Origin of the sequence: Nesterenkonia sp. AY15, from assembly GCF_022565855.1 — a bacterium.
In the GTDB taxonomy this organism is placed as follows: Bacteria; Actinomycetota; Actinomycetes; order Actinomycetales; family Micrococcaceae; genus Nesterenkonia.
Window position 1 is genome coordinate 58619 of sequence record NZ_JAJOYV010000006.1, and the last position, 23750, is coordinate 82368.

Consider the following 23750-nt stretch of genomic DNA (forward strand, 5'->3'; position numbering starts at 1 on the left):
TGGGAGGGGGCCGTCGTCGTGTCTGGGAGGTGCTCGGTGCTTGGGGAGTATCCCAGCACCGCTGGAGTGCCCAGCTTCGGGGCCTGCTCAGTGCTGCGGGACCATCGGTTCGTAGCCCTGGGCGCGCAGCCGGTTGAGCACCCGCTCAGAGTGCTCGGCGCCCTTGGTCTCCATATTGATCACGATGGAGACCTCCCCCATGGACAGCGCCCCACCGATCCGGCTGTGGTCCACCCCGGTGACGTTCGCGTCGGCGTCGGCGATGATCTGGGAGATCGTGGCGAGCTCACCCGGAAGATCCTTGAGCATCAGCTTCACGGTGAGGAACCGGTTCGCGGCGGAGAGGCCGTGCTGGATCACGCGCAGCATCAGCATCGGGTCGATGTTGCCCCCGGAGAGCACGGCGACGACGTTCTTGGGCCTGATCCCCAGGTCGGCGAGCTTGCCCTCCATCAGAGCCGCGACGGGCACCGCGCCTGCCGGCTCCACGACCATCTTGGAACGCTCCAGCAGGAAGATCAGCGCGCGGGCGATCGCGTCCTCGCTGACCGTGACGACCTCGTCGACGAGCTCCTTGATGATCTCGAACGGGATCTCCCCCGGCCGGCCCACGGCGATGCCGTCGGCGATGGTGCGCACCCCCTTGATCGGGACCAGCGCGTCGGCGGCGAGCGACGGTGGATACGCAGCCGCGTTCTCGGCCTGGACGCCGATGATCTTGACCTCGCGGCCCAGCCGGGCGGCCTGCTGCTTGATCGCCACGGCGGAGCCGGCCAGCAGCCCGCCGCCGCCGATGCCCATGATGACGGTGTCGACCGCGGGCTCCTGCTCCAGGATCTCCAGGCCGATGGTTCCCTGACCGGCGACGACGTCGGTGTTGTTGAAGGGGTGGATGAAGACCGAGCCGGTCTCGTCCGAATTCCGCTGCGCCTCGGCGAGGGCCTCATCGACATTGGAGCCGTGCAGGATGACCTCGGCCCCGTGGTCCCGGGTGGCCGCGAGCTTGGGCAGGGCCACCCCGTGCGGCATGTAGATCTTCGCGGTGATGCCCAGCTTCTTGGCAGCCAGCGCCACGCCTTGGGCGTGGTTGCCGGCCGACGCCGCGACGACGCCGCGGGACTTCTCCTCCTCGGAGAGTCGCGCCATGCGCACGTAGGCGCCGCGCACCTTGAACGAGCCGGCGCGCTGCAGGTTCTCGGCCTTCAGGTGCACGGTGGCGTCCACCATGCGCCCCAGTGCGCGCGAGTGCTCCATGGGAGTGCGCACGATGATGTCGGCGAGCAGCTCCTGGGCGGCCTGGATGTCTTCGAGCTGGACGCTCAGGTGCGCGCCTGGGCGCGCGACTGCCTCTGCGCCGTGCTGGATCTGTGTCATTCTCGCTTGCCCTCATCATCTGGATGGGTGTCGGTCCGGGTCTGAGCGGCAGTGCCGTGGCCAGCGTCCTCGGAGTCGGCATCGGGGTGTGGACGGGTGCCGGCCGCGGTGTGCGTCTCGGTGCGGGTCGGCTGCCCTTCCGCGGCGTCGACGCGGCGTCCGAATCCGCGCCTCTCGGGGTCCAGGCCGGGGATCGTCTGCTTGAACCGGCGGGTGATGTTCGCCAGCGAGGCCTGTTCCTCGGCCTCCTGCACCTCCTTCTGAGCAGCGCGCTTGACGGCTTCTTCCTTCTCCAGCTTCTCCATGGCCTTGGCCTCGGGGTCTGAGCGCCATTCCTCCTTCACCAGGTACCTCGCGGCCCGGGTGATGAAGGCCAGGACCGGCACGGCGAAGAGTGCGCCGACGATGCCCAGCAGGGTGGTGCCGGCGGTCACGGCGAGGATCACGGCCAGCGGGTGCAGCCGCACCGCCTTGCCCATCACGATGGGCTGCAGGATGTTGGATTCGATCTGCTGGACCAGCAGGACCACGCCGACCATCAGCAGCGCATTGCCCAGCCCATTGGCCACCAGTGCAAGGATGACGGCAACGGCGCCGGTGACCACGGCACCGACGATCGGGATGAAGGAGCCCAGGAAGACCAGCACGGCCACCGGCAGCGCGAGCGGCACTCCCAGCAGGGCCGCGCCGACGCCGATGCCCACCGCGTCGACTCCGGCCACGAAGACCTGGACGCGCATGTAGGAGCCCAGCGCGGTCCAGCCGCGACGGCCTGCGCCGTGGATGGCGGGGCGGTGCTTGCCGGGGGCGAAGAACACCAGGAAGTCCCAGATCTTGCGGCCATCGGCCAGGAAGAAGATCAGGGTGAACAGGGCGAGGATCAGTCCTACGACGAGGTTGCCCGCGGTGGAGCCCAGCGCCATGGCTCCGCCGAGGATCGCGTCAGAGTTCTCCTGCAGATAGGCGAGGCCTTCTTCGAGCCCCTGATTGATCTGGTCGGCAGAGATCTCGATGCCGAAGCGGGCGGCGGTGTCCTCGGCGAGGGTGACCAGCTCGAAGAGGCCTTCCTGGACCTGCGTGGCCATCTCGGCGAAGCCGGTGACCAGCTGCTGGCCGACCAGGTAGAGCAGTCCCGCCACGAAGCCGATGAGCACCAGCAGCGTGGTGATCGCCGCAACCACGCGCGGGAACTTCCACTTGACGAAGACGTTCTGCAGCGGGCGCAGCAGGGTGGCCAGCAGGGCGGCCACGAGCAGCGGGATCAGCAGCAGCGAGATGTGGCTGAGCAGCCAGATCATCACGCCCGCGAAGAGCAGGATGATGATGACGCGCCAGGACCAGGCAGCGGCGATCCGGATGCCCCATGGGACGTCTTCCTGGATCCGCTGTTCCTCGGCCATCCGGGGAGGGACGTCCTCTTCCATCAGCTCGAGCTTCTCGACAGTGTTCATTGCTACATCCTGCCATGGCAACAAGGGGGTGAATCGACGACGGGCCCGCCTGATGCTCGCGAGCATCGGGCGGACCCGTCGTGGTCTGCACGGTCTCAGCTGACCGGCGTGCTCACCGGCGCTGAGCTCTCAGTTCGGAGCGTGATCAATCCGCCATCGAACGTATGATCGCGATCACGCGCAGGATCTCGATGTAGAGCCACACCAGGGAGACGGTGAGGCCGAAGGCGGCGGCCCAGCCGTACTTCTGTGACACGCCGGCCTCCACGCCTTCCTGGATATTGGTGAAGTCCATGACCAGGGAGTAGGTGGCCAGGAGGATGGCGAAGGCGCCGATGGCGATGCCCATCCAGCCTGAGCGCAGACCGAACATGCCCATATCGGTGAACATGACCAGACCGAAGTTCATCAGCGAGAACACGGCGTAGGCGATGATCGCGACGAAGAACATCTTGTTCAGCTTCGGAGTCGCGCGGACCTTGCCGGACTTGAACAGCGCCAAGACGGTGCCGAAGACCGCCAGGGTGGCCAGCACTGCCTGCACGGCGATGCCGGGGAACATCATCTCCATGACCATGGTGAAGGCACCGAGGAAGAAGCCCTGGGTGGCGGAGTAGGCCAGGATCAGGGCCGGGTTCGGCTCCTTCTTGAAGGCGTTGACCAGGCCGAGGCCGAAGCCAGCCAGCGCCGCGACCAGTGCCAGCCCCATGATCGCACCCGGCATGACCATGCCGAGGGCGACGGCGCCGGCCGCGCCGAGCAGCACGACGGCGAAGCTGGTGACGGTCTTGCGGATGACATCGTCATAGGTCATCGCCGCGCCCTGGGAGCCGGCGGCATCGGGAAGGTTGTACTGGCGGTTCAGCTGATCCGCCCCGGCGGCCGAGGCCTGCTGGCCGGGCATGCCGTACTGGGCGGCGAAGGGCTGGCCCTGCGCGGGGCTCTGCTGGCGCGACTGCTCGGTCACGCCGCCCTGGTCATTCATGTAGAACCGGCGCCGCTCGCGCTTCTTCTCGCTGAACTGGTCAGGGAAGGCACCGGTGTTGAAGATCGGGTTGGACATGTGTGACCGCACTCCTATCGGTGCTCGGGTGGATGTCTCATCGTCTGTCCCCGCAGGTCACGGCCGTCCGGCCGATCCCATGAGGGACGAGTCCCTGAACATTCTAGCGTCCTCGCCCCGCCGCAGCTGGAGATTACCTGGAAATCTGCCACCGGCGGACGGCGAGCGGCCTCAGGCGCTATATTTGAACGGTGTTCAATAAATCTCCAGCCCCGCCCGCCTCGGTGACGCCAGGCGCCACCGCACCCGCCGCTCCCAGCACCGCAGTGCGCAGCATCGCCCAGATGGCGATGTTCGCAGCACTTGTCGCAGTCCTGGGCCAGCTTCCGGCCATCCCCCTGGCCGGGGGCGTGCCGATCACGCTGCAGACCCTCGGAGTCATGCTCGCCGGCGCAGTGCTGGGACCGTGGCGCGGCGCCGGGTCCATCGTGCTGCTCCATCTGCTCGTCGCAGCAGGACTGCCGCTGCTCGCCCACGGCTCAGGGGGTCTGGGCGCCTTCGCCGGGCCCAGCGCCGGTTTCGCGCTGGGCTGGATCCCTGGAGCCTTCGTGGTGGGACTCATCACCCAGGCCTCCTGGCCGCTGCGACTCTGGCGCACCATCACCGGCACGGTGCTCGGCGGGATCCTGGTCGTCTATGCCTGCGGGATGCCGGTCATGGCGTTCCAGATGGGACTCACCATGGAGCAGGCGGCGCTGATCAACCTGGCCTTCCTTCCCGGCGATCTCCTCAAGGCGGCCATCGCGGTGGCGCTGACCCACTCGCTGGCACGCGCCTACCCGGCCCCGTTCAGCCACGCCCGCTCGCGCCGACGCACCTGATGCCGTCCCACGTGACACCGCACGTGAGGACACCGCACGTGATGACGCTGCTGCGGTGATCCCGCTCTACCGCCCGGGCACCTCGTACCTGCACCGGATGCCGGTGGGTGCGAAGTTCCTCGGGATCTTCCTGGCCGCCCTCGCGGCCTCGATCTTTCGCGAGAACATCGGGGTGCTGCTGGGCATCTGGGCCGTGACCCTCCTCGGCTTCCGGTTCTCCGGGATCGGGCTTCGCGGCCTGTTCGCTCAGCTCTGGCGGCTGAAATGGCTGGTGGTGGTGCTGACCATCCCCCAGCTGATCTTCCTGACCCCCGCCGAGGCGGGCTTCAACGTGGCGCGCGTGCTCGCCGTCGTGCTGCTGGCCGCACTGTTCACCCTGACCACGGCGACCTCGGACATCCTCTCCAGCTTCGAGCGGGTCCTGCGACCGTTGGATCCGCTGCTGCTGCGCCTGGGGCTCAGCGCCGAACGGATCTCGCTGGCTCTGTCCTTGACCATCCGCTCGGTGCCGGTGATCCTGTCCTTCTATGCAGACATCCGTGAGGCCCAGCGGGCGCGCGGAATGCGGCCCGCTCCGCGCGCCACGGTGCTTCCGCTGCTGGTGATGAGTCTGCGCCACGCGGAGGAGACCGCCGAGGCTCTGGCGGCGCGCGGGGTGCGCTGAGCAGGGATACACCCAGCACGGTTCCCACCGTCGGGCCCTGATCCGCCCCGCCTCAGCCTGGTCTGGGTGCGCCTCGGTCCTGCATGGTCTGACCCGATCCCGGCCCGTCGGCTGATCCTGCGCGACTCCAGGGGCCCCGCTCCTGAGCGGCAGCCGTCGATGACCCCGCACTCGAGCTCTCCTGGGTGCGGGTGCGCGTGCCGGAAGACTTCGACGAGGACTTCTCCCGGGATCGACATCACCGGTTTCACGGACCCCTCCGCGCCGGGCAGCGGGCGCCTGGGCCGGCCACCTGCGCTGGCGCGCGCCGGGATCATCGGTGCCCCCAGTGGGACTCGAACCCACACTGGACCGATTTTAAGTCGGTTGCCTCTGCCGATTGGGCTATGGGGGCAGAAAGCGGACTGTCACTGACAGCCCGCTCTCTAGTTCTGCCTCACGAATGTTCCAAGGTCAGCCCTTGGCCGGCTCCTTGGGCTTGACTCCGCCGGCAGCTTCCTGAAACTGCCGGTACGGGCTCTCGAGATCGCGCACCGGAGTGTAGTCGCGGCCCAGCACGAGCTCGGAGACCCATCCACCGATCACGCGGACCTTGCGCTCCACGGTGGGGATCGCCAGCGCGTGGTAGCCGCGGTGGGCCATCCAGGCGGGGAACCCGTTGATCTTGATCTTCAGCGGGTTGCCGACGCCCTGGAACATGCCCAGTCCGGCGACGGCCCCGAGGGAGTCGTGCTTGTACTCGTTGAGCTGGCCCTGGCCGAAGCTGGCCGCCAGCACGTTCTTCGCGAGCACCTTGGCCTGGCGGGAGGCGTGCTGCGCGTTGGGCACGCAGGTGCCGTCGGGCAGTCCGCCGCCGCTGAGGTCGGGGATCGCGGAGATGTCACCGGCGGTCCAGGCGTTCTGCAGCACCCTGCCGTCTTCGTCGGCGATCTGCAGGGTGGCGGTGCCGGTGACGCGGCCACGCGGGTCCACCGGGAAGCCGGACTTCTTGGCCACGACGTTGGCGGCGACGCCGGCGGTCCAGACCAGGGTGTCGGAGTCGAAGCGGTCGGCCTCGGACTTGTCCTTCATATTGATCAGTCGCATCTCACCGTCCACGACGGAGCCGAGCGAGGTGTTCAGCAGGACCTCGATGCCGCGGCCGCGCAGGTGCTCGACGACGCCGACGGCCTGGTCCTCGGTGACCTCGGGCATGACCCGGCCCATGGCCTCGACCATCACGATGCGCACATCGGTCTGACCGATGCGCGGGTTCACGGCCACTGCGGCCCGGATGATGTCTTCCATCTCCGCGACGGTCTCGATGCCGGCGAAGCCGCCGCCGACCACGGTGAAGGTCAGGGCGCGGGACTTGGCCACTTCGTCAGTCATCACCGAGGCGGACTCGATGCGCTCGAGGATGTGGTTGCGCAGCGTCAGCGCCTCTTCGATGGTCTTCAGACCGATGCCGTGCTCGGCGAGGCCCTCGATCGGGAAGGTCTTCGTGGTCGCGCCGGCGGCCATGATGATGTCCTGGTAGGGCAGCTCGACGGTCTCGCCCTGGGAGAGCTCCACGGTGGCGGTGCGGCCGTCGTGATCCACGGCGCTGACCTTGCCCGTGATGATCTCGGAGTCCTTGAGGTGGCGGCGGTGCGAGACCACCGCGTGGCGGGCCTCGATGTGGCCGCCGACGACCTCGGGGAGGAAGGGCTGGTAGGTCATGTACGGCATGGGGTCGACGACGGTCACGATCCCGCCGGCGGCCTTCACCTTCTTCTGGAGCAGCTGTGCGGTGGTGAGACCGACGTAGCCGCCGCCGACGATGAGGATACGGGGTTTCGCGGAAAGCGTCTGTGGAATAGCCATATGCATCATCCTATACGGTGCTCGATGGTGGGTGGTGAGGTCTGCTCGGGCCGGAGGAGCCGAGTGGATCGCTCAGCTCCGATCGCGGCGACGGGCGCGATGCAGGTGGATCGCGGCCATGCTGAGCACGGCCACCACGAGCAGCGCGGCGGCGCCGACTGCTGCGGGCCCGGCCCAGTCCTGCGCGGTGCCCGGCTGGGCCGCCTCGGGCATGGCGCGGGGCTCACCTTCGGGGCCGGCCACGACCCCGGCGTCCTCGGGGATCTCGTTCGTGTCGGTCTCTTCGACCTCGCCCCGCCGATGGACTCGCACCCATTCGGCCAGCGTCGAAGACTGCGAGGCGTCGAACGCGGGGGCGTCGCCGGCGACCGCCTCGGCCACGTCGAGCACCCCATGTCCGTACTCAGAGTCCACACCGTCGGCTCCTTCTGAATCCGCGGTGGAGAGCATCCGGTGCTTGACCTCTTGGGCGCTGAGCTCCGGGTGGGCGGCCCAGACGAGTGCGGCGGCTCCGGCGACGATCGGGGAGGCTCCCGAAGTGCCGTTCCACTGGATGTAGCCCCCACCGGGCATGGCGCCGACCAGGGGTTCGGAGGCGGCGGCGATGCCGATGGCGATGCCCTGGGAGGAGGAGTCTGCGCTGATGCTGCGGGCCTGGTCGACCCCGGCCACGGCGAGCACTCCCGGGATGGTGGCGGGCGCGCCCACCGAGAGGTGTCCGGAGGCGCGGTTGCCGGAGGCGGCCACGACGAGCACGTCGTTGTTCTCGGCGTGGAGGAAGGCCTCGTCCCAGGCTTCGGGCCATTCCTGGAAGCCCGAGCCCAGGGACATGTTGATGATGTCGGCGCCGTTGTCCACCGCCCAGATCACGGCCTCGGCGATCTGTTCCTCGGTGCCGCCGCCGTAGGGGTTGGGGTCTTGGAGCAGCAGCGAGACCGAGAGGAGGGACGCTTCGGGGGCGACTCCGACCACGCCGTCGTCGGGATCGTCATCCTGGGTCAGCTCCCGGGGCGCAGTGCGGGTCTGCTCGAACTCCGCGAGAGCCTCAGCGTCGACGTCGTCCTGCCAGTCCTCGCCGTAGATGTCCTCGAGCGAGGTCTCGAAGTCCTCCCACCAGTCTTCCCATTCGTCGTCGTCGAGCTCTTGGATGTCCTCGTCCACCAGTCCGGCGACCGCTGAAGCCTCCGCGGAGGTGCCCCGGCCGACGGCCAGGGACGCCACCAGCGTGCCGTGCTCGGTCGCGACCTGATCCACCGGGGCGCCGCCGTCACCGGCGCCGGACACGTCGGTCCCGCCGACGACCGCGCCGGAGAGGGTGGGGTGGCTGGAGTCCACGCCGGTGTCGATGACGGCGATGGTCTTGCCCTCCCCGCGGGTGGTCTCCCAGGCCTCGGTGATGCCGTAGTCCTCGAGCCAGTACTGCTGGTCGCGCCACTCATCGGCGTGGGCTGCCGGCGCGGCGAGGATCGCGCCGCTCAGACCCAGTCCGGCGGCGAGCCCTGCTCCGAGGGCGCGTGAGCCTGCTGTCATCTCTGCGGCTCCGCTCCCAGCTGTGAATGCTCGCGCGACTGGGAGTGTGCCAGGGACATCGCGATGCCGTCGAGGATGTCGTGCTCGGAGGCGACCGCCGAGATGATCCGCCCGTGGGTGACCTTGTTCAGGTAGTCCAGGATCGTGCCCCAGATCAGCGCGCCGGCGCCGATCACGTCCACCCTGCCGGGGTGCATGATCGGCATCTGGGCGCGGGCGTCCCGGGTGGAGTGGACCAGCTGATCCACCGACTGGTGCAGGGTGTCGAGGTCGATCTCCGCGCCGTGGATCAGGTCAGGTTCGTAGTCCTCGAGCTTCAGCGCGTGCGCGGCCACCGTGGTGACGGTGCCGGCCACCCCGATGACCACCTCTGCCTCGTGCAGCGGCATCACCTCGGAGACGTTCTCCAGGAAGGACAGCGTCTCGAAGCTGGTCATCGAGGTCTCGGTGTCGGTGGGCGGGTCGCTGCGCATATGCCGCTCGGTGAAGCGCACACATCCCATGTCGGTGGAGATGGCGTGCTCGACCCCGGCGGAGGTGCCGAGCACGAATTCGGTGGATCCGCCGCCGAGATCCACGACCAGGATCTTGCGCTCGGCGTCCCAGTCCAGGACTGAGGCGGCGCCGGCGAAGGACAGTCCTGCCTCCTCGCTGCCACGGATGACCTCGGGCTCCACACCGAGCCGGTGTTTGACCCCGGCGATGAACACATCTCGGTTGGCCACGTCCCGGGACGCCGAGGTGGCGACGAAGCGCACGGCCTCGACGTGGTGCCTGCGGATGAGTGCGCCGTAGCGGTCCACCGCGGCGAAGGTCCGATCCAACGCTCCGGCCGAGAACTCGCCGGTCTCGTCCACGCCCTCGCCCAGGCGGACGACGGTCATCTGTCGCACCACATCGTTGACCCGGCCGCTGTCTTCGACATCGGCGATCAGCAGCCGGATGGAGTTGGTTCCGCAGTCGATGGCAGCAACTCTCATGGGGGTGTCCTTCTCCTCGCCGGTGTTCGTGAGCGGGCGACGGGCTGGCCGTCCCGCGGGGGTCCTTGCCAGCACTCTATGCGGTCTCTTCGGGGTCCTGCGAGACGGGGCCCTCGGCGTCCGCGTTCTCCTGCCGGGCGAACCCCTGGTTCTTGCGGCGCACGTGACGACTGAGATCACGCTGCGGAACCGCGGCGTCGTGGTCCCAGGATGCGGCGCAGATGCAGGTCTGCGGGGTGAACTCGTCGACGATGCGTTCCAGCGTCTCATCGCCGAGCGGGTTGATGCCTGGTCCGACCGCAAGCGAGTGCCCGACGAGCACGTGGAGGCACTTGACCCGATCGGGCATACCCCCGGCGCTGACGCCCTCGATCTCCCAGACCGGATCAAGCCCGGCGACGCCGCGGATCCGTTCGCGCTCGGCGAGGTAGTTCTCGTGGGCTCTCCGATGGGCCGCGGCGAGCTCGGCGTCGGTGGTGAGCCGTCGGCTCATCTCGGCCATGAGACCTGCGGCCTCCAGCCGAGAGACGGCTGCGGTCGCGGCGGGGTGGGTGAGGTAGAAGGTGGTCGGGAAGGGAATCCCGTTGCTCAGCCGTGGCGCCGTGGCTGCCACCAGGGGGTTTCCGCAGGCGCAGCGGGCTGGGATCTCGACGACGTCGCGCACTGGCCTGCTCAGCTGCAGGCTCAGGGTGTCCAGATCGCTGGGGTGCGGGGTAGTCGAGTTCACGGGAGCCGAGTTTACTCCACTGCTGCGGCCAGCCGGCCCCGTGTGCTGTCGGATCAGTCTTCGGCGGCGGAGCGGACCAGGGAGTCCCAGAGCGCCTCGGCCCAGGGGAGGTCGTGGCGGACCTCGCTGGAGTCCAGCGGCTGGATCTCCTCGGTGTTCCCCTCGGGATCACCCATGACCTGGTAGCGGCGCTCCCCCGGCATGACCAGGTTGATCCGTTCGCGGGCCTGCTGGCGGACGAAGTCTGGATCGTCCCAGCGCACCAGCTCCGACTGCAGCTGCGCCTGCTCCTCCTGCTCAGCGGCGATCTGAGACTGAAGCTCGTTGATCTCCGAGCGCTGCTGGAAGAAGCTGTTCACGGTGGGGACCAGGAAGGAGATGACGACCAGGACCACGATGCTCAGCAGGATCATCCGGCCGGGGAAGGTCCGTTCGGGGACCGTCGTGGCGGCACTGACCGGGGTCTTCGCCGATCCGGAAGGGCTGGAGCTGCGCGTCTTGCGCCGGGCGGTGATGTCGGCGGGAGTCCGGATCTCGCCGGAGACCTGCTCGCGCTCGGCCAGCCGACGAGCCTGGGCCGCGCGCGCTTTGACCTCCGCTGAAGAAGCACGTCTGCTCGGCACGAGATGTCACCGCCTTGAGGGGGAAGAGGGGAAGTAGGGGTGGCCTCTGAGGATATCTGCCGCGAGCCCCGCGGCTCGGATCTGACACGCGACGAGGCCGAGCGTGAGCAGAAGCTTCACCGCCGGAGCAGGAGGGGGCGCCAGGCAGCTCGGCCTCTGGTCGCGACCAGGACCGGTGAGCCTGACACCCCGTTCCGCCGGCGTTCATGTACCCCGGGGAGCTGCCGAGACTACGCGGTGAAGCGCGGGAACACAGAGGCTCCGGCGTAGCGCGCGGCGTCGCCGAGCTCTTCTTCGATGCGCAGCAGCTGGTTGTACTTGGCCACGCGCTCGGACCGAGCCGGTGCGCCGGTCTTGATCTGGCCCGAGTTGGTGGCCACCGCGATGTCCGCGATGGTGGTGTCCTCGGTCTCGCCGGAGCGGTGGGAGATCATCGTGGTGTAGCGGCTGCGCTGGGCCAGCGCGACCGCGTCGAGGGTCTCGGTGAGCGATCCGATCTGGTTGACCTTGACCAGCAGCGAGTTCGCCGTGTCGGCGGCGATGCCCTTGGCCAGGCGGTCCGGGTTGGTGACGAAGAGGTCGTCGCCGACCAGCTGCACCTTGTCCCCGATCTGCTCGGTCAGGTTCTTCCAGCCGGCCCAGTCATCCTCGTCCAGCGGGTCCTCGATGGAGATCAGCGGGTACGCATCGACGAGCTCGCCGTAGTAGGCGCTCATCTGCTCGGGAGTCTTGGACTCGCCCTCGAAGGTGTAGACCCCGTCGGCGTAGAACTCGCTGGCTGCCACGTCCAGGGCCAGGGCGATGTCCTTGCCCGGGGTGTAGTTGGCGCGCTTGATGGCCTCGGTGATCAGATCCAGTGCCGCCCGGTTGGAGGGGAGGTCCGGCGCGAAGCCGCCCTCGTCGCCCAGCCCGGTGGCCAGGCCCTTCTCCTTGAGCAGGGCCTTCAGCGAGTGGTAGACCTCCACGCCGGCGCGCAGCGCCTCGGAGAAGGTGGCCGCACCGATGGGGGCGATCATGAACTCCTGGATGTCGACGTTGGAGTCCGCGTGGGAGCCGCCGTTGAGGATGTTCATCATCGGCACGGGCAGCAGGTGCGCGTTGGGGCCGCCGAGGTACTTGTACAGCGGCAGGTCCGAGGCGTCGGCGGCGGCCTTGGCCACGGCCAGGGAGACACCGAGGATCGCGTTGGCGCCCAGCGAGTTCTTGTTCTCGGTGCCGTCGAGGTCGAGCAGGATCTGGTCGATGATGCGCTGCTCGGTGGCGTCCTGTCCTTCCAGGGCGGCGGCGATGACGTCGTTGACTGCGCCCACGGCGCCGGTGACGCCCTTGCCGAGGTACCGGTCCTTGTCACCGTCGCGACGTTCCGCGGCTTCGAAGGCGCCGGTGGAGGCGCCGGAGGGGACTGCGGCCTGGCCGAAGCTGCCGTCCTCGAGGAGGACATCGACCTCCACGGTCGGGTTGCCTCGCGAGTCGAGGATTTCGCGGCCGTACACACTGACGATGAGAGACATATTCTTCTCGGCTCCTTGTTGTTCATTCGGTGGGAAACTTTTCGGGTGTGCCGAGCGCGCCCTTGCGCCGGTGCATCGACGAGCTGTTCAGCGCTCCTGCTGGTCAGGCTCAGGTCATGCGGTTCAGGTGGCGGCGCAGCGCCCGCTCCGGGTCCTGCCCGTTCCCGCGTGCGGTGCGCACCACAGCAAAGAGTAGTTCACCGAGCTCCTCCTCGTCAGCCGCCGCCAGCGTGGCCGATTCAGTGTTGGGGAGATGTTCACCGCGCTCCCGGCCGAGCCGGTCGATGACCTTGGCGGCCTTCGCGAGCGCTGGCAGGTGAGCCGGAAGCGAGCCGACGACGCCGGCCAGGTGTGTGCCGCCGCCGCCGTCGGCTGCGTTCACGGCCGTTCCGTTTCCAGCCGTTCCGAGCTCAGCCGTTCCGATCTCAGCCGCTGCGTTGTCAGCGGCCTTCTCCTCGGCCTTGATCCGGGTCCAGGCGGCCTCCACCTGCTCGATGGTCGCGTTCGCATCCACGGCCAGGCGGCCCTCTGCGGTGAAGACATGCGGGCTGCGGCGCACCAGCTTCGCGGTGATGGCCTGGGCCACCCCGTCGAGGTCGAAGCTGCCGCGCTCCTGGGCCAGCTGGGCGTGCAGGGCGACCTGGAAGAGCAGATCCCCCATCTCCTTGCGCAGCCCCTCGTCGAGGCTGCCGGCCTCGATCTCTTCGAGCACCTCGTAGGCCTCTTCGACGAGGTATTCGGTGAGATCGCCGTGAGTCAGCTGAGAGGTCCAGGGGCAGTGCTCGCGCAGCCGCGCGATGACCCAGCGCAGCATCGCGATCTGGTCATTGCCCGCGGGATCAACCCTGGTCAGACCGGAGTGGGACGGACCAGCGCTGACCTGTTGGCCGCGGCTCATCTTCACTGCCAGGCTTCGAGGATCATCCCTGCCAGGGCCTCGCGCTCCTCATGACCGAGGAACGAGGACTCCAGCGCGTTGATCTGGAAGTCGGCGAGCTCACCGAGGCCGTAGTCGAAGGTGCTGGCGATCAGCGCGAGCTCTCCGGAGAGGGTCACCCCGGAGACCAGTCGGTTGTCGGTGTTGACGCCGACGTTGAAGCCCAGCTGGTAGAGCATGTCGAAGGGGTGGTCGCTGAGTTCCGGCGGCTGGCCCTGGGCGAATCCGGCGATCGCGCCGGTCTGCACGTTCGAGGTGGGGCTGACCTCGAGGTGGATCTGGCGGTCGCGGACCCAGCGGGCCACGGGGCCGAGCTCCACCTGGAAGACCTCTTCCCCGGCCTCGGAGTCCACATCGCCCTCGATGACGCTGATGTCCTCGGCGACGCGGACGCCGTGGCCCAGGCGCTGGGCGCGGCCGGAGACCAGCGCGTCGCGGACGGATTCGATGCCGTCGCCCTCACCGGCGTGGACCGTGGTGGGGAACATCTCGGTGGCGAGCCGGGTGAAGGCATCGGCGAAGCGGCTCGGCGGGAAGCCGGCCTCGGGTCCGGCGATGTCGAAGCCGACGACGCCCTTGTCCCGGTGGCGCAGCGCGACCTCGACGATCTCATCGGCACGGTCGGACTGCCGCATGGCGGAGACCAGCTGGCCGACGACGATGACGCCGTCCTGCTCCGCGACGGTCTCCATGCCCTGGTTCAGTCCTTCCTGGACGGCCTCGACGGCCTCGTCCAGGCTCAGGCCCTGCTCCTGATGCTGCTCAGGCGCCCAGCGGACCTCGGAGTAGATGATCCCGTCGGCGGCGAGGTCCTCGACGTATTCCTTGGCGACCCGGCGCAGGTTCTGCGGGGTCTGCATCACGGCGGTGGTGTGCGCGAAGGCCTCCAGGTACTTCTCCAGGGATCCGGAGTTCGCGTTCTGCCGGAAGCGCTCGGCGAGCTCCTCGGAGTCCTGGCTGGGAAGTTCGTGGCCGATCTCCGCGGCAAGCTCGATCAGGGTCTCTGGGCGGAGCGAGCCGTCCAGGTGATCGTGCAGGGAGACCTTGGGCAGATTGCGCAGCTGCTCTTCGAGCTTTGCGGCGGCGGTGCGGACATCAGCAGCAGTAGAAGTCATAGGAGCGAGTCTATCCAGGACCGGGGAGGAAGTCGCCCGAGGTCGTCGCGCCCGCGCACCTCAGCGCGTGGGGTGTTCGTGATCTCCGTCCTGGTCTGCGTCATGATCTCCGCGGTCGCGGTGCAGCCGCAGCGGGGGCTCCACGGGCAGCGCCGCGGTGTCCCGGTAGCCCTTCGGGTCGATGTGCACGCCCCTGCGGTCCAGCCACGAGGCGAAGAGCCTGAAGAGCCGGTCGAAGATCCAGCCCAGCAGCACCGCCCCGGTGATCGAGACGGTCATCGCCACCAGGACCGAGTCGAAGATGTTCGCGCTGATCGCGCCGATCCCCACCGAGTACGAGGCCCAGACGAGCGAGGCGAACGCGTCGATCACCAGGAACCGGCGGATGGAGAACCCGGTGGTGCCGGCGACGAAGTTGATCGCCACTCGAGCTCCGGGGATGAACCGTCCCACGAAGATCAGCAGCACCCCGCGCTTGTCCAGCTCATGACGAGCCCAGATCAGCGTGCGCTGGGGCGCGGGTCGGCGCATCCAGCCGAAGCGCATCGGACCGATCGCCCGGCCGATCCGGTAGGCGATGAAGTCCCCGAGCAGCGCCCCGGAGGCGGCGACCAGGACCACCCAGAGCAGGAACGGAGTGCCCGGCTCTCCCGAGAGCGAACCCAGGCCGACCACCAGCGAGTCCGAGGGCACGATCGGGAAGAACCCATCGACCATGCAGAGCACGAAGAGGCCCACCAAGGTCCACCATCCGGAGGCCGCCTCCAGGATGGTCTGGTTGATGGCGTCAAGGATCTGCCCGGGACTCATCCGCGTGGCCTCAGTCGGTCAGGTCTGCAGCGCTGATGCGGTCAAAGACCAGATCAGGAGTCTCATGCGGGCCGCCCTCGACGTCGACGTCCACGGCGCGCTCCAACGACTGTTGCGCCCGGGTGATCCGGTGCTCATCATCGGTGAGCAGGGTGAACAGGGGCTGACCTGCGGTGATGAAGTCACCCGGTTTGGCGTGCATGCGCACCCCGGCTCCGGCCTGCACGGAGTCCTGCTTCCGCGCCCGCCCGGCGCCGAGCCGCCAGGCGGCGAGCCCCACAGCCATGGCGTCCATCCGGGTCACGGTGCCGGAGACCCCGGCGCTGATCGTATGGCTGTGCGCCGCCTGCGGCAGGGCCGCATCCGGGTTCCCGCGCTGCGCGGCGATCATGCGACGCCAGGAGTCCATCGCGCGTCCGTTGCGCAGGTTCTCGGCCGGGTCGACTCCGCTGATGCCCACGGCGGTGAGCATCTCAGCCGCCAGCGCCACGGTGAGCTCGACGACGTCGGCCGGCCCACCTCCGGCGAGGACCTCCACCGACTCCTGGACCTCGATGGCGTTGCCCGCGGTGAGTCCCAGCGGGGTGTCCATATCGGTGAGCAGCGCCGAGGTCTTCACACCGGCGTCGGTGCCCAGGGCGACCATGGTGCGGGCCAGCTCCGCGGCGTCGGCCCGGGACTTCATGAAGGCGCCGGAACCTGCCTTCACATCCAGGACCAGCGCGTCGGTGCCCTCGGCGATCTTCTTGGACATGATCGAGGAGGCGATCAGCGGGATCGCCTCCACCGTGCCGGTGACGTCACGCAGCGCGTAGAGCTTCTTGTCCGCCGGGGCCAGCCCGGGGCCGGCCGCGCAGATCACGGCGTTGACCTCATCGAGCTGGCGCAGCAGGGCGTCATTGCTCAGATCCGCCTGCCAGCCTTCAACGGCTTCAAGCTTGTCCAGGGTGCCGCCGGTATGGCCGAGTCCACGGCCGGAGAGCTGCGGGACGGGCACGCCGAAGCTCGCGACGAGCGGTGCCAGTGGGAGGGTGATCTTGTCTCCGACTCCCCCGGTGGAGTGCTTGTCTGCGGTGAGCCGGCGCCCGCCCTCGGGCGTGCGCAGGGAGGAGAAGTCCATCCGCTCGCCCGAGGCGATCATCGCCGCGGTCCAGTGACCGATCTCCTCTCGGGTCATCCCGTTGAGCAGGATCGCCATCGCCAGTGCAGCCATCTGCTCGTCGCCGACGAACCCGTCGGTGTAGGCGGCGATCAGCCATCGGATCTGCTCCTGGGAGAGTCGTCCGTGGTCTCGCTTGATCCGGATCAGCTCGACGGCGTCGTGGGCCGAGCGGTCATAGGTCGCACCGGCAGCGGTCATCGCTTCTCCAAGTCGTTGATCTCAAGATCGCGGGGGCCGAAGGCTTCCGGCAGCAGGGCGGCCAGGGTGGTGGCGCCCCGGGCGGTGCGCACGTGCATGGTGGGGGCGGAGAACTCCAGCAGCAGCTGCCGGCAGCGGCCGCAGGGGGTGATGTACTCGCCCTGCCGATTCACGCAGGTGAACGCGACGATCTTGCCTCCGCCGGCCATCTGCAGCGCCCCGATCATGGTGCACTCCGCGCAGAGGGTGAGCCCATAGGAGGCGTTCTCCACGTTGCACCCGGAGATGATCGATCCATCCTCGAGCAGCGCGGCGGCGCCGACCGGATAGTCCGAGTAGGGCACGTAGGCCCGAGTCATCGCGATCCTGGCCTGGGTGGTGAGACGCTCCCAGTCGGCATCGTGGTCCGGAACGGGGATCCGTGCGATCCGTCCGGTCAGAAAGTCATCGTCCTGAGTCATAGGGGCCATCCTACGAGGCCACCCGCATGCGCGGGTGCCAATGTCGCAGGCGCAGGCGAGTCGGGAGGAGGCTAGTCCCGGCGGAGCTCGTTGATCGCGCTGAGCGCCGTGGTGACCATGATCTTGGTGCCGTAGCCGATGCATCGCTCGTCCGGGACGTAGTCGCCGCGGTGCAGATCGAAGTCGATGCCGCCCGGGGTCTTCGTCCCGAGCCGGAACATCGCCCCGGGAAGCTCCTGGGTCATCCAGGCGAAGTCCTCCCCGCCCATGGACTGCGGGGCCAGCTCCAGTCCCTCGGAGCCCAGCACCTCGCGGCCGGCGTGCTCCAGCAGTGTGGTCTCGCGCTCATTGTTGATCACCGGAGGCACGCCGCGGATGTGCTCCAGCTCCACGTCCACCCCCCAGGGGGCGGCGACCTGCTCGACGATCTCATCGAGGAGCTTGCCGGCGTCGCGCCAGGCCTCGGCGTCGAGGATCCGCATGGTCCCGACCAGGGTGCCGCTGGAGGGGATCGCGTTGTGCGCGCTGCCGGCCTCGATCTGGCCCCAGACCAGCGAGACCGCGGAGCGCACGTCCACGCGGCGGGAGAGCACGGCGGGGACGGTGGAGGCGATGTGCGCCAGGGCGGAGACCATGTCCTCGGTCAGGTGGGGCCGGGAGGTGTGACCCCCGCGGCCGGTGACGTTGATCCGGACCACGTCGGCAGCGGAGGTGATCGCGCCGATGCGGGTCCCGATCATGCCGACCTCGATGCGCGGGTCGCAGTGCAGCGCGAAGATCCGGGGCAGCGGTTCCAGCACGCCTTGGCGCACCATCTCCAGAGCACCTCCGGGCATGGTCTCTTCGGCGGGCTGGAAGATGACGCGGACCTTGGCGCCCAGACCCGCCGGGTCGCCGTCGGTGATCCGGTGCTGGTGCAGCTGCTGCAGGCTCAGCGCGACGCCGAGTGCGACGGTGGTGTGGATGTCGTGGCCGCAGGCGTGGGTGACGCCCGGGTGGGTGGAGGCGAAGGGCAGGTCGGTGAGCTCGCCGACCGGCAGCGCGTCGATGTCCCCGCGGAATCCGGCAGCGAACTCGCCGGCGCCGACGTCCACGTAGAGCCCGGTGGTCTCTGGCATCAGCTCCGGCTCCAGCCCGACGGCGCGCAGCGCGGCGGCGAGCTTCTCCGTGGTGCGCTCTTCCTTCCAGGACAGCTCGGGATGGGCGTGCAGGTCCCGACGCATCGCGACCAGCGTCGCTTCGAGATCATCGACGACCTCGGCGGCCGAGGCGTGGGCGGCTTTGAGCATCACCGTGCGGCGAGCAGGCTCAGAGGACATCGGATTCTCCCTGCGCTCTGAGCGCCTCCACGGCCTGCTTGACCGACTGCGCGTGGTCGGTGGTGGTCACCAGCAGCGCGTCGGGGGTGTCCACCACGACGATGTTCTCGACTCCGATCAGGGCCACCACGCGCTGGGTGTCAGAGACGACGACGCCGGAGGACTGGTCCGAGTAGACCCGGGCCTTCTCCCCCAGCACGGTCATCGACTCCTGCTCCCGTGCCGGGTTCAGCCGGGCGATGGCGGCGAAGTCCCCGACGTCGTCCCAGGTGAAGTTCCCGGGGATCACGGCGACATCGCCGGCGGCCGCGGCGGGCTCGGCCACGGCGTAGTCGATGGCGATCTTGGGAAGCTCGGGCCAGACCCGCGCGGTGACCTCGGTCTGCTGCGGTGTTCCCCAGGCGGCGGCGATCTCGATGAGGCCCGCGTAGAGAGTCGGCTCCGCCCGAGCGAGGTGGTCCAGCAGCAGCGCAACCGGGGCCACGAACATCCCGGCGTTCCACAGGTACTCTCCGGAGTCGACATACTTCTCGGCGAGCTCCTGGCCGGGCTTCTCGACGAACTCCGCGACGTCCCGGGCGTTCGGTGCGTCCTGGATCGGGGCGCCGTCGACCTTCAGAGCGGCGCCGCGGCGGATATAGCCGAAGCCGGTGGAGGGGTGGGTGGGGGCGATGCCGATGGTGACGATCTTGCCTGTCGCAGCGGTGGCCACGGCCTCGCGCACAGCCTCCTGGAAGATCTCCACCGGGGCGATGACCTGGTCGGCGGCGAAGGAGCCCATGATGATCTCGGGGTCACGCAGGTGCAGGATGGCCGCGGCCAGCCCGATGGCGGCGGCGGAGTCCTTGGGCTCGGATTCGAGCACGAGGTCGTTCTCATCGAGCTCGGGGATCTGCACCCGCACGGCTTCACGGTGTGACTCTCCGGTGACCACCATCACGCGCCTGCCGGTCAGCGGCGCGAGCCGCTCGTAGGTCCCGCGGATCAGCGTGGTGCCCGAGCCCGTGAGGTCGTGGAGGAATTTCGGGGCGCTGGCCCGCGAGAGCGGCCACAGTCGCGTGCCCACTCCGCCGGCGGGGATCACCGTGTAGAACTTGTCCAAAGCTGCCTGTGAAGTCACCTCCCCAGGGTAGACCCATCGGCCGCTCAGCCAGGCCAGCCGCGCAGCGGGTGCGCGTCGGGTGCGCGTCGGGTGCGCGTCGGCCCGCCCGCGGAGCCTGCGAGAGAAGCTGCGCGGGGAGCCGCGAGACGAGCTGCGAGACGGCATGCGGTCAGGGCGACGAGACTCGCGTCGGCTGGCCTGAGAGCTCATTTCGGAATTGCGTCCTCACATTGCGGCTTTTCTACACGTTGTAGAAGTCATTTGGATCGGACTGTCATTTCGCCTCCGAGCCTGGATCAGGTGTGCGCCGAGCCGCGCAACAAAGCCTCCTGGAGCGCACCACGAGCCGCATCGGCTGCCGCGGTGCTCTAGTCTGGTAACTGACAACAGACTCGCGCCGGCGTCACGGTTTCCGCACCGCCGCAGCGAAGAACATACGTACGTAACTGTGCGGCGCGGAACGCCATGCAACGATGCAGGGAGGTAATGACAGGTGACGCAGACAAAGGGCACCCTCTATAAAGGCCGGGAAGGTATGTGGTCCTGGGTAGGACACCGGATCACGGGTGTCGGGATCTTCTTCTTCCTCCTGGTCCACGTACTCGACACGTCTCTCGTGCGAGTATCGCCAGAGGCCTACGACGCGGTGATCGGCGCGTATAAGAACCCGATCATGATCGTCGGTGAGATCGGCCTCGTCGGCGCGATCGTCTTCCACGCTTTCAACGGTCTGCGGATCATCCTGGTCGACTTCTGGTCCCAGGGCACCCGCTACCACCGCCAGATGCTGTGGACCGTGATGGGCCTCTGGGTCATCACGATGATCGGATTCACCGTCCGCCACTTGATGCTGTTCTTCGAAGGCTGGGGAGGGTTCTGAAAATGACCACCACTAAATCTGACGCCCTCCTGCCCGCCCAGGGCATCGAGGCTCCCCGCTCCGGGCGGATCGACCCCAAGTACCTGCGCAGCGGGTCCTCGAAGTCCGGCAGCTTCGAGATGGCCGCTTGGGTCTTCATGCGCGTCTCCGGCGCCGCTCTCGTGGTGTTGATCTTCGTCCACCTTGCAGTGAACCTGCTGGTCGGCGAGGGCATCCACCAGATCGACTTCGGCTTCGTCGCGGGCAAGTGGGCAAACCCGGTCTGGCAGTTCTGGGACCTGGCCATGCTCTGGCTGGCGATGCTCCATGGCGGCAACGGCATGCGCACCATCATCAATGACTATGCCGAGAAGGACTCCACGCGGATGTGGCTGAAGTCCATCCTCTACCTCTCGGTGATCGTCATCATCGTGCTGGGCACCATGGTCATCTTCACCTTCGAGCCCTGCCTGCTCGACAACTCCGGCCAGCTCCTCGAGTCGTCACCCTCCTTCTGCCAGAACGTCTGATGCCGACCGGGTCCACCCCGGTGCGCACCTCTGCGCGTTCTCATGCTTCCGAACACCAAGAAAAGAGAGCCACAAGCTGATGCAGGTTCACAAGTACGACGTCGTCATCGTCGGCGCCGGCGGCGCCGGAATGCGCGCGGCCATCGAGTCCGGCCAGCGCGCCCACACTGCCGTGCTGACCAAGCTCTACCCCACCCGGTCCCACACCGGCGCGGCACAGGGCGGCATGTGCGCCGCACTGGCCAACGTCGAAGAGGACAACTGGGAGTGGCACACCTTTGACACCGTCAAGGGCGGGGACTATCTGGTGGACCAGGATGCAGCCGAGGTCATGGCCAAAGAGGCCATCGACGCCGTGCTCGACCTGGAGAAGATGGGCCTGCCCTTCAACCGCACCCCCGAGGGCAAGATCGACCAGCGCCGCTTCGGCGGGCACACCCGCGACCACGGCAAAGCCGCCGTGCGCCGCGCCTGCTACGCCGCTGACCGCACCGGTCACATGATCCTGCAGACGCTGTATCAGAACTGCGTGAAGCACAACGTCGAGTTCTACAACGAGTACTACGTGCTCGATCTGCTCACCGTGGACGAAGAGGTGACCCGTGAAGACGGCACCACCTACACGCAGAAGAAGACGGCCGGCGTCGTCTCCTATGATCTGGCCAACGGTGAGATCCACGTCTTCCAGGCCAAGTCCGTGGTCTTCGCCACCGGCGGTCTGGGCAAGATCTTCAAGACCACCTCCAACGCGCACACGCTGACCGCCGACGGCATGGCCCTGGCCTACCGCGCAGGCATCCCGCTGGAGGACATGGAGTTCGTGCAGTTCCACCCGACCGGGCTCGCCGGGCTGGGGATCCTGCTCTCCGAAGCCGCTCGCGGCGAGGGAGGCATCCTGCGCAACTCCGAGGGTGAGCGCTTCATGGAGCGCTACGCCCCCACGATCAAGGACCTCGCTCCGCGTGACATCGTCGCCCGGTCGATGGCCAACGAGGTGCGTGAAGGCCGCGGCGCCGGTCCGAACAAGGACTACGTGCTGCTGGACCTGACCCACCTGGAGCCGGCGCACATCGATGCGAAGCTTCCCGACATCACCGAGTTCGCCCGCACCTACCTCGGCGTGGAGCCCTACACCGAGCCGGTGCCGGTCTTCCCGACCTGCCACTACGCCATGGGCGGTGTGCCCACCACGGTGAAGTCTGAGGTCCTGCAGGACAACGACACCATCGTGCCCGGCCTCTTCGCCGCCGGCGAGGTCGCCTGCGTCTCGGTGCATGGCTCCAACCGCCTGGGCACCAACTCGCTGCTGGACATCAACGTGTTCGGCAAGCGCGCCGGCCTGGCCGCCGCCGAGTACGCCGCCACCGCTGAGTTCGTGGAGCTGCCGGAGAACCCGACGGCGTTCACCGAGAACCAGCTCAACGCGATGCGTGCCAGCACCGGCGGAGAGCGCGTCTCCACCCTGCGCTCGGAGCTGCAGGAGACCATGGACGCGAACATGCAGGTGTTCCGCTCCGAGGACACCATCAAGGAAGCCCTCGCGGTCATCGCTGACCTGCGCGAACGCTATAAGGGCGTGCAGATCCAGGACAAGGGCAAGCGATTCAACCTCGACCTGCTCGAGGCCGTGGAGCTCGGCTTCCTGCTGGACATGGCCGAGGTCATGACCGTGGCAGCCCTGCACCGCAAGGAATCCCGCGGCGGACACTACCGCGAGGACTTCCCGGAGCGTGATGACGAGAACTTCATGCTCCACTCGATGATGTACCTGGATACCGAGTCCTCGACTGAGGGCACGCACGGGATCCGCGCCGACACCAAGCCGGTCGTCTTCACCCGTTACGAGCCGATGGAGCGTAAGTACTGATGAGCACCCCCACCACAGAAGCCGCAGAGCCCGCTTCCAAGATCGACCTGGCCCAGAGCACCGGCGGCGGGGAGGTCCCCAGCTTTGACGTGACTCTGCAGGTGCGCCGCTATGACCCGGAGTTCTCCGACGACGCCCGCTGGGACGAATGGACGATCACCATGTACGGCACCGACCGTGTGCTGGACGCCCTGCACAAGGTCAAGTGGGAGATCGACGGATCCCTGACGTTCCGCCGGTCCTGCGCCCACGGCGTCTGCGGCTCCGATGCCATGCGCATCAACGGTCGCAACCGGCTGGCCTGCAAGGTGCTGCTCAAGGACCTGGACACCTCCAAGCCGATCCTGGTCGAGCCGATCAAGGGCCTGCCCGTGGAGAAGGACCTGATCGTGGACATGGAGCCCTTCTTCCAGTCCTACCGCGAGATCATGCCCTTCATGGTGAACAACTCCCCGGCCCCGACCGGCGAGCGGATCCAGTCCCCGGAGGAGCGCGAGCGCTTCGACGACACCACCAAGTGCATCCTCTGCGCCGCCTGCACCTCCTCCTGCCCGGTCTTCTGGACCGATGGACAGTACTTCGGTCCGGCGGCCATCGTCAACGCACACCGGTTCATCTTCGACTCCCGCGACGACGCCGGCGACATGCGCCTGGAGGTCCTCAACGACAAAGAGGGCGTGTGGCGCTGCCGCACCACCTTCAACTGCACCGACGCCTGCCCCCGCGGCATCGAGGTCACCAAGGCCATCCAAGAGGTCAAGCGTGCGGTGCTGACCCGCAGCATGTAGTACCCGCTCATCA

General features: G+C 68.1%; 22 protein-coding genes and 1 tRNA gene. 6 read left to right on the top strand and 17 right to left on the bottom strand.

All coding sequences use genetic code 11. The features are described 5' to 3' along the window. Positions 1-87: 87 nt before the first annotated feature. The 3 genes from ilvA to LSI54_RS10005 form a co-directional block, all read right to left on the bottom strand. Complete coding sequence (gene ilvA, locus LSI54_RS09995; protein WP_241465159.1) at positions 88-1374, bottom strand: threonine ammonia-lyase; 1287 nt, start codon at positions 1372-1374, stop codon at positions 88-90. After that, entirely contained in the window at positions 1371-2825 is a 1455-nt protein-coding gene (locus LSI54_RS10000) for an AI-2E family transporter (protein WP_241465160.1), read from the bottom strand. Before LSI54_RS10000 ends, ilvA begins: the two co-directional genes overlap by 4 nt. Positions 2826-2970: 145 nt before the next feature. Next, positions 2971-3888: a Bax inhibitor-1/YccA family protein gene (locus LSI54_RS10005; protein WP_241470400.1), complete on the bottom strand. Its 918-nt coding sequence runs from the start codon at positions 3886-3888 to the stop codon at positions 2971-2973. 191 nt (positions 3889-4079) lie between these two features. On the opposite strand from LSI54_RS10005, the gene LSI54_RS10010 reads away from it, so the two are divergent. Together LSI54_RS10010 and LSI54_RS10015 are read left to right on the top strand one after the other, a co-directional pair. Then, positions 4080-4709 (top strand): biotin transporter BioY, encoded by a 630-nt coding sequence (locus LSI54_RS10010; protein ID WP_241478281.1) that lies wholly within the window; start codon positions 4080-4082, stop codon positions 4707-4709. Between the two features lie 55 nt (positions 4710-4764). Then, on the top strand, positions 4765-5373 hold the full coding sequence (locus tag LSI54_RS10015; protein WP_241478282.1) for an energy-coupling factor transporter transmembrane protein EcfT: 609 nt from the start codon (positions 4765-4767) through the stop codon (positions 5371-5373). Positions 5374-5693: 320 nt separating this feature from the next. On the opposite strand, the gene LSI54_RS10020 is transcribed toward LSI54_RS10015, so the two are convergent. From LSI54_RS10020 to LSI54_RS10085, 14 genes are all read right to left on the bottom strand, one after another. Further along, positions 5694-5767: transfer RNA gene (locus tag LSI54_RS10020), tRNA-Leu, on the bottom strand. Between the two features lie 59 nt (positions 5768-5826). Further along, positions 5827-7218: an NAD(P)/FAD-dependent oxidoreductase gene (locus LSI54_RS10025; protein WP_241478283.1), complete on the bottom strand. Its 1392-nt coding sequence runs from the start codon at positions 7216-7218 to the stop codon at positions 5827-5829. Between the two features lie 72 nt (positions 7219-7290). Beyond that, positions 7291-8748 carry a S8 family serine peptidase gene (locus LSI54_RS10030; protein ID WP_241478284.1) on the bottom strand — a complete coding sequence of 486 codons (1458 nt, stop codon included), beginning with the start codon at positions 8746-8748 and terminating at the stop codon, positions 7291-7293. Beyond that, positions 8745-9728, bottom strand: coding sequence for a Ppx/GppA phosphatase family protein (locus LSI54_RS10035; protein WP_241470404.1), 984 nt, complete (start codon positions 9726-9728; stop codon positions 8745-8747). Before LSI54_RS10035 ends, LSI54_RS10030 begins: the two co-directional genes overlap by 4 nt. Positions 9729-9804: 76 nt before the next feature. Continuing rightward, positions 9805-10455, bottom strand: coding sequence for a DUF501 domain-containing protein (locus LSI54_RS10040; protein WP_241478285.1), 651 nt, complete (start codon positions 10453-10455; stop codon positions 9805-9807). 53 nt (positions 10456-10508) lie between these two features. Continuing rightward, positions 10509-11078, bottom strand: a complete 570-nt coding sequence (locus LSI54_RS13195; protein WP_241465168.1) for an FtsB family cell division protein — start codon at positions 11076-11078, stop codon at positions 10509-10511. A 230-nt stretch (positions 11079-11308) separates the two neighbouring features. Next, positions 11309-12589 carry a phosphopyruvate hydratase gene (gene eno, locus LSI54_RS10050; protein WP_241465169.1) on the bottom strand — a complete coding sequence of 427 codons (1281 nt, stop codon included), beginning with the start codon at positions 12587-12589 and terminating at the stop codon, positions 11309-11311. 109 nt (positions 12590-12698) lie between these two features. Beyond that, positions 12699-13487: a MazG nucleotide pyrophosphohydrolase domain-containing protein gene (locus tag LSI54_RS10055; RefSeq protein WP_241478286.1), complete on the bottom strand. Its 789-nt coding sequence runs from the start codon at positions 13485-13487 to the stop codon at positions 12699-12701. Positions 13488-13489: 2 nt separating this feature from the next. Next, complete coding sequence (locus tag LSI54_RS10060; RefSeq protein ID WP_241478287.1) at positions 13490-14641, bottom strand: adenosine deaminase; 1152 nt, start codon at positions 14639-14641, stop codon at positions 13490-13492. Between the two features lie 60 nt (positions 14642-14701). Beyond that, the gene (locus LSI54_RS10065) at positions 14702-15451 is read right to left on the bottom strand and encodes a DedA family protein (protein ID WP_241478288.1); all 750 of its coding nucleotides are present in this window, start codon (positions 15449-15451) and stop codon (positions 14702-14704) included. Between the two features lie 10 nt (positions 15452-15461). Further along, positions 15462-16811 carry a thymidine phosphorylase gene (locus tag LSI54_RS10070; protein WP_241478289.1) on the bottom strand — a complete coding sequence of 450 codons (1350 nt, stop codon included), beginning with the start codon at positions 16809-16811 and terminating at the stop codon, positions 15462-15464. Continuing rightward, positions 16808-17272 carry a cytidine deaminase gene (locus LSI54_RS10075; RefSeq protein ID WP_255727359.1) on the bottom strand — a complete coding sequence of 155 codons (465 nt, stop codon included), beginning with the start codon at positions 17270-17272 and terminating at the stop codon, positions 16808-16810. Before LSI54_RS10075 ends, LSI54_RS10070 begins: the two co-directional genes overlap by 4 nt. A gap of 71 nt (positions 17273-17343) precedes the next feature. After that, on the bottom strand, positions 17344-18561 hold the full coding sequence (locus LSI54_RS10080) for an amidohydrolase (RefSeq protein ID WP_241465559.1): 1218 nt from the start codon (positions 18559-18561) through the stop codon (positions 17344-17346). Between the two features lie 19 nt (positions 18562-18580). Continuing rightward, a complete protein-coding gene (locus LSI54_RS10085; protein ID WP_241465174.1) occupies positions 18581-19711 on the bottom strand; it encodes a mannose-1-phosphate guanylyltransferase in 1131 nt (376 codons plus the stop codon). A 475-nt stretch (positions 19712-20186) separates the two neighbouring features. Between LSI54_RS10085 and sdhC the strand changes: the two genes are divergently transcribed. The 4 genes from sdhC to LSI54_RS10105 all read left to right on the top strand — a co-directional run bounded on the left by sdhC (position 20187) and on the right by LSI54_RS10105 (position 23737). Then, entirely contained in the window at positions 20187-20573 is a 387-nt protein-coding gene (sdhC, locus tag LSI54_RS10090; RefSeq protein ID WP_342357756.1) for a succinate dehydrogenase, cytochrome b556 subunit, read from the top strand. A 2-nt stretch (positions 20574-20575) separates the two neighbouring features. Further along, positions 20576-21082 (top strand): succinate dehydrogenase hydrophobic membrane anchor subunit, encoded by a 507-nt coding sequence (locus tag LSI54_RS10095; protein WP_241465175.1) that lies wholly within the window; start codon positions 20576-20578, stop codon positions 21080-21082. A 79-nt stretch (positions 21083-21161) separates the two neighbouring features. Further along, on the top strand, positions 21162-22949 hold the full coding sequence (sdhA, locus tag LSI54_RS10100) for a succinate dehydrogenase flavoprotein subunit (RefSeq protein ID WP_241465176.1): 1788 nt from the start codon (positions 21162-21164) through the stop codon (positions 22947-22949). Then, entirely contained in the window at positions 22949-23737 is a 789-nt protein-coding gene (locus tag LSI54_RS10105) for a succinate dehydrogenase iron-sulfur subunit (protein ID WP_241465177.1), read from the top strand. The genes sdhA and LSI54_RS10105 overlap by 1 nt, the downstream gene beginning before the upstream one ends. Positions 23738-23750: the final 13 nt, after the last annotated feature.

What these genes read in the sequence shown, in the direction of transcription:
- ilvA (WP_241465159.1), bottom strand. Translation starts at nt 1,374, where the DNA reads ATGACACAGATCCAGCACGGCGCAGAGGCAGTCGCGCGCCCAGGCGCG.
- LSI54_RS10000 (WP_241465160.1), bottom strand. Translation starts at nt 2,825, where the DNA reads ATGAACACTGTCGAGAAGCTCGAGCTGATGGAAGAGGACGTCCCTCCC.
- LSI54_RS10005 (WP_241470400.1), bottom strand. Translation starts at nt 3,888, where the DNA reads ATGTCCAACCCGATCTTCAACACCGGTGCCTTCCCTGACCAGTTCAGC.
- LSI54_RS10025 (WP_241478283.1), bottom strand. Translation starts at nt 7,218, where the DNA reads ATGGCTATTCCACAGACGCTTTCCGCGAAACCCCGTATCCTCATCGTC.
- LSI54_RS10030 (WP_241478284.1), bottom strand. Translation starts at nt 8,748, where the DNA reads ATGACAGCAGGCTCACGCGCCCTCGGAGCAGGGCTCGCCGCCGGACTG.
- LSI54_RS10035 (WP_241470404.1), bottom strand. Translation starts at nt 9,728, where the DNA reads ATGAGAGTTGCTGCCATCGACTGCGGAACCAACTCCATCCGGCTGCTG.
- eno (WP_241465169.1), bottom strand. Translation starts at nt 12,589, where the DNA reads ATGTCTCTCATCGTCAGTGTGTACGGCCGCGAAATCCTCGACTCGCGA.
- LSI54_RS10055 (WP_241478286.1), bottom strand. Translation starts at nt 13,487, where the DNA reads ATGAGCCGCGGCCAACAGGTCAGCGCTGGTCCGTCCCACTCCGGTCTG.
- LSI54_RS10060 (WP_241478287.1), bottom strand. Translation starts at nt 14,641, where the DNA reads ATGACTTCTACTGCTGCTGATGTCCGCACCGCCGCCGCAAAGCTCGAA.
- LSI54_RS10065 (WP_241478288.1), bottom strand. Translation starts at nt 15,451, where the DNA reads ATGAGTCCCGGGCAGATCCTTGACGCCATCAACCAGACCATCCTGGAG.
- LSI54_RS10070 (WP_241478289.1), bottom strand. Translation starts at nt 16,811, where the DNA reads ATGACCGCTGCCGGTGCGACCTATGACCGCTCGGCCCACGACGCCGTC.
- LSI54_RS10075 (WP_255727359.1), bottom strand. Translation starts at nt 17,272, where the DNA reads ATGACTCAGGACGATGACTTTCTGACCGGACGGATCGCACGGATCCCC.
- LSI54_RS10080 (WP_241465559.1), bottom strand. Translation starts at nt 18,561, where the DNA reads ATGCTCAAAGCCGCCCACGCCTCGGCCGCCGAGGTCGTCGATGATCTC.
- LSI54_RS10095 (WP_241465175.1), top strand. Translation starts at nt 20,576, where the DNA reads ATGACCACCACTAAATCTGACGCCCTCCTGCCCGCCCAGGGCATCGAG.
- sdhA (WP_241465176.1), top strand. Translation starts at nt 21,162, where the DNA reads ATGCAGGTTCACAAGTACGACGTCGTCATCGTCGGCGCCGGCGGCGCC.
- LSI54_RS10105 (WP_241465177.1), top strand. Translation starts at nt 22,949, where the DNA reads ATGAGCACCCCCACCACAGAAGCCGCAGAGCCCGCTTCCAAGATCGAC.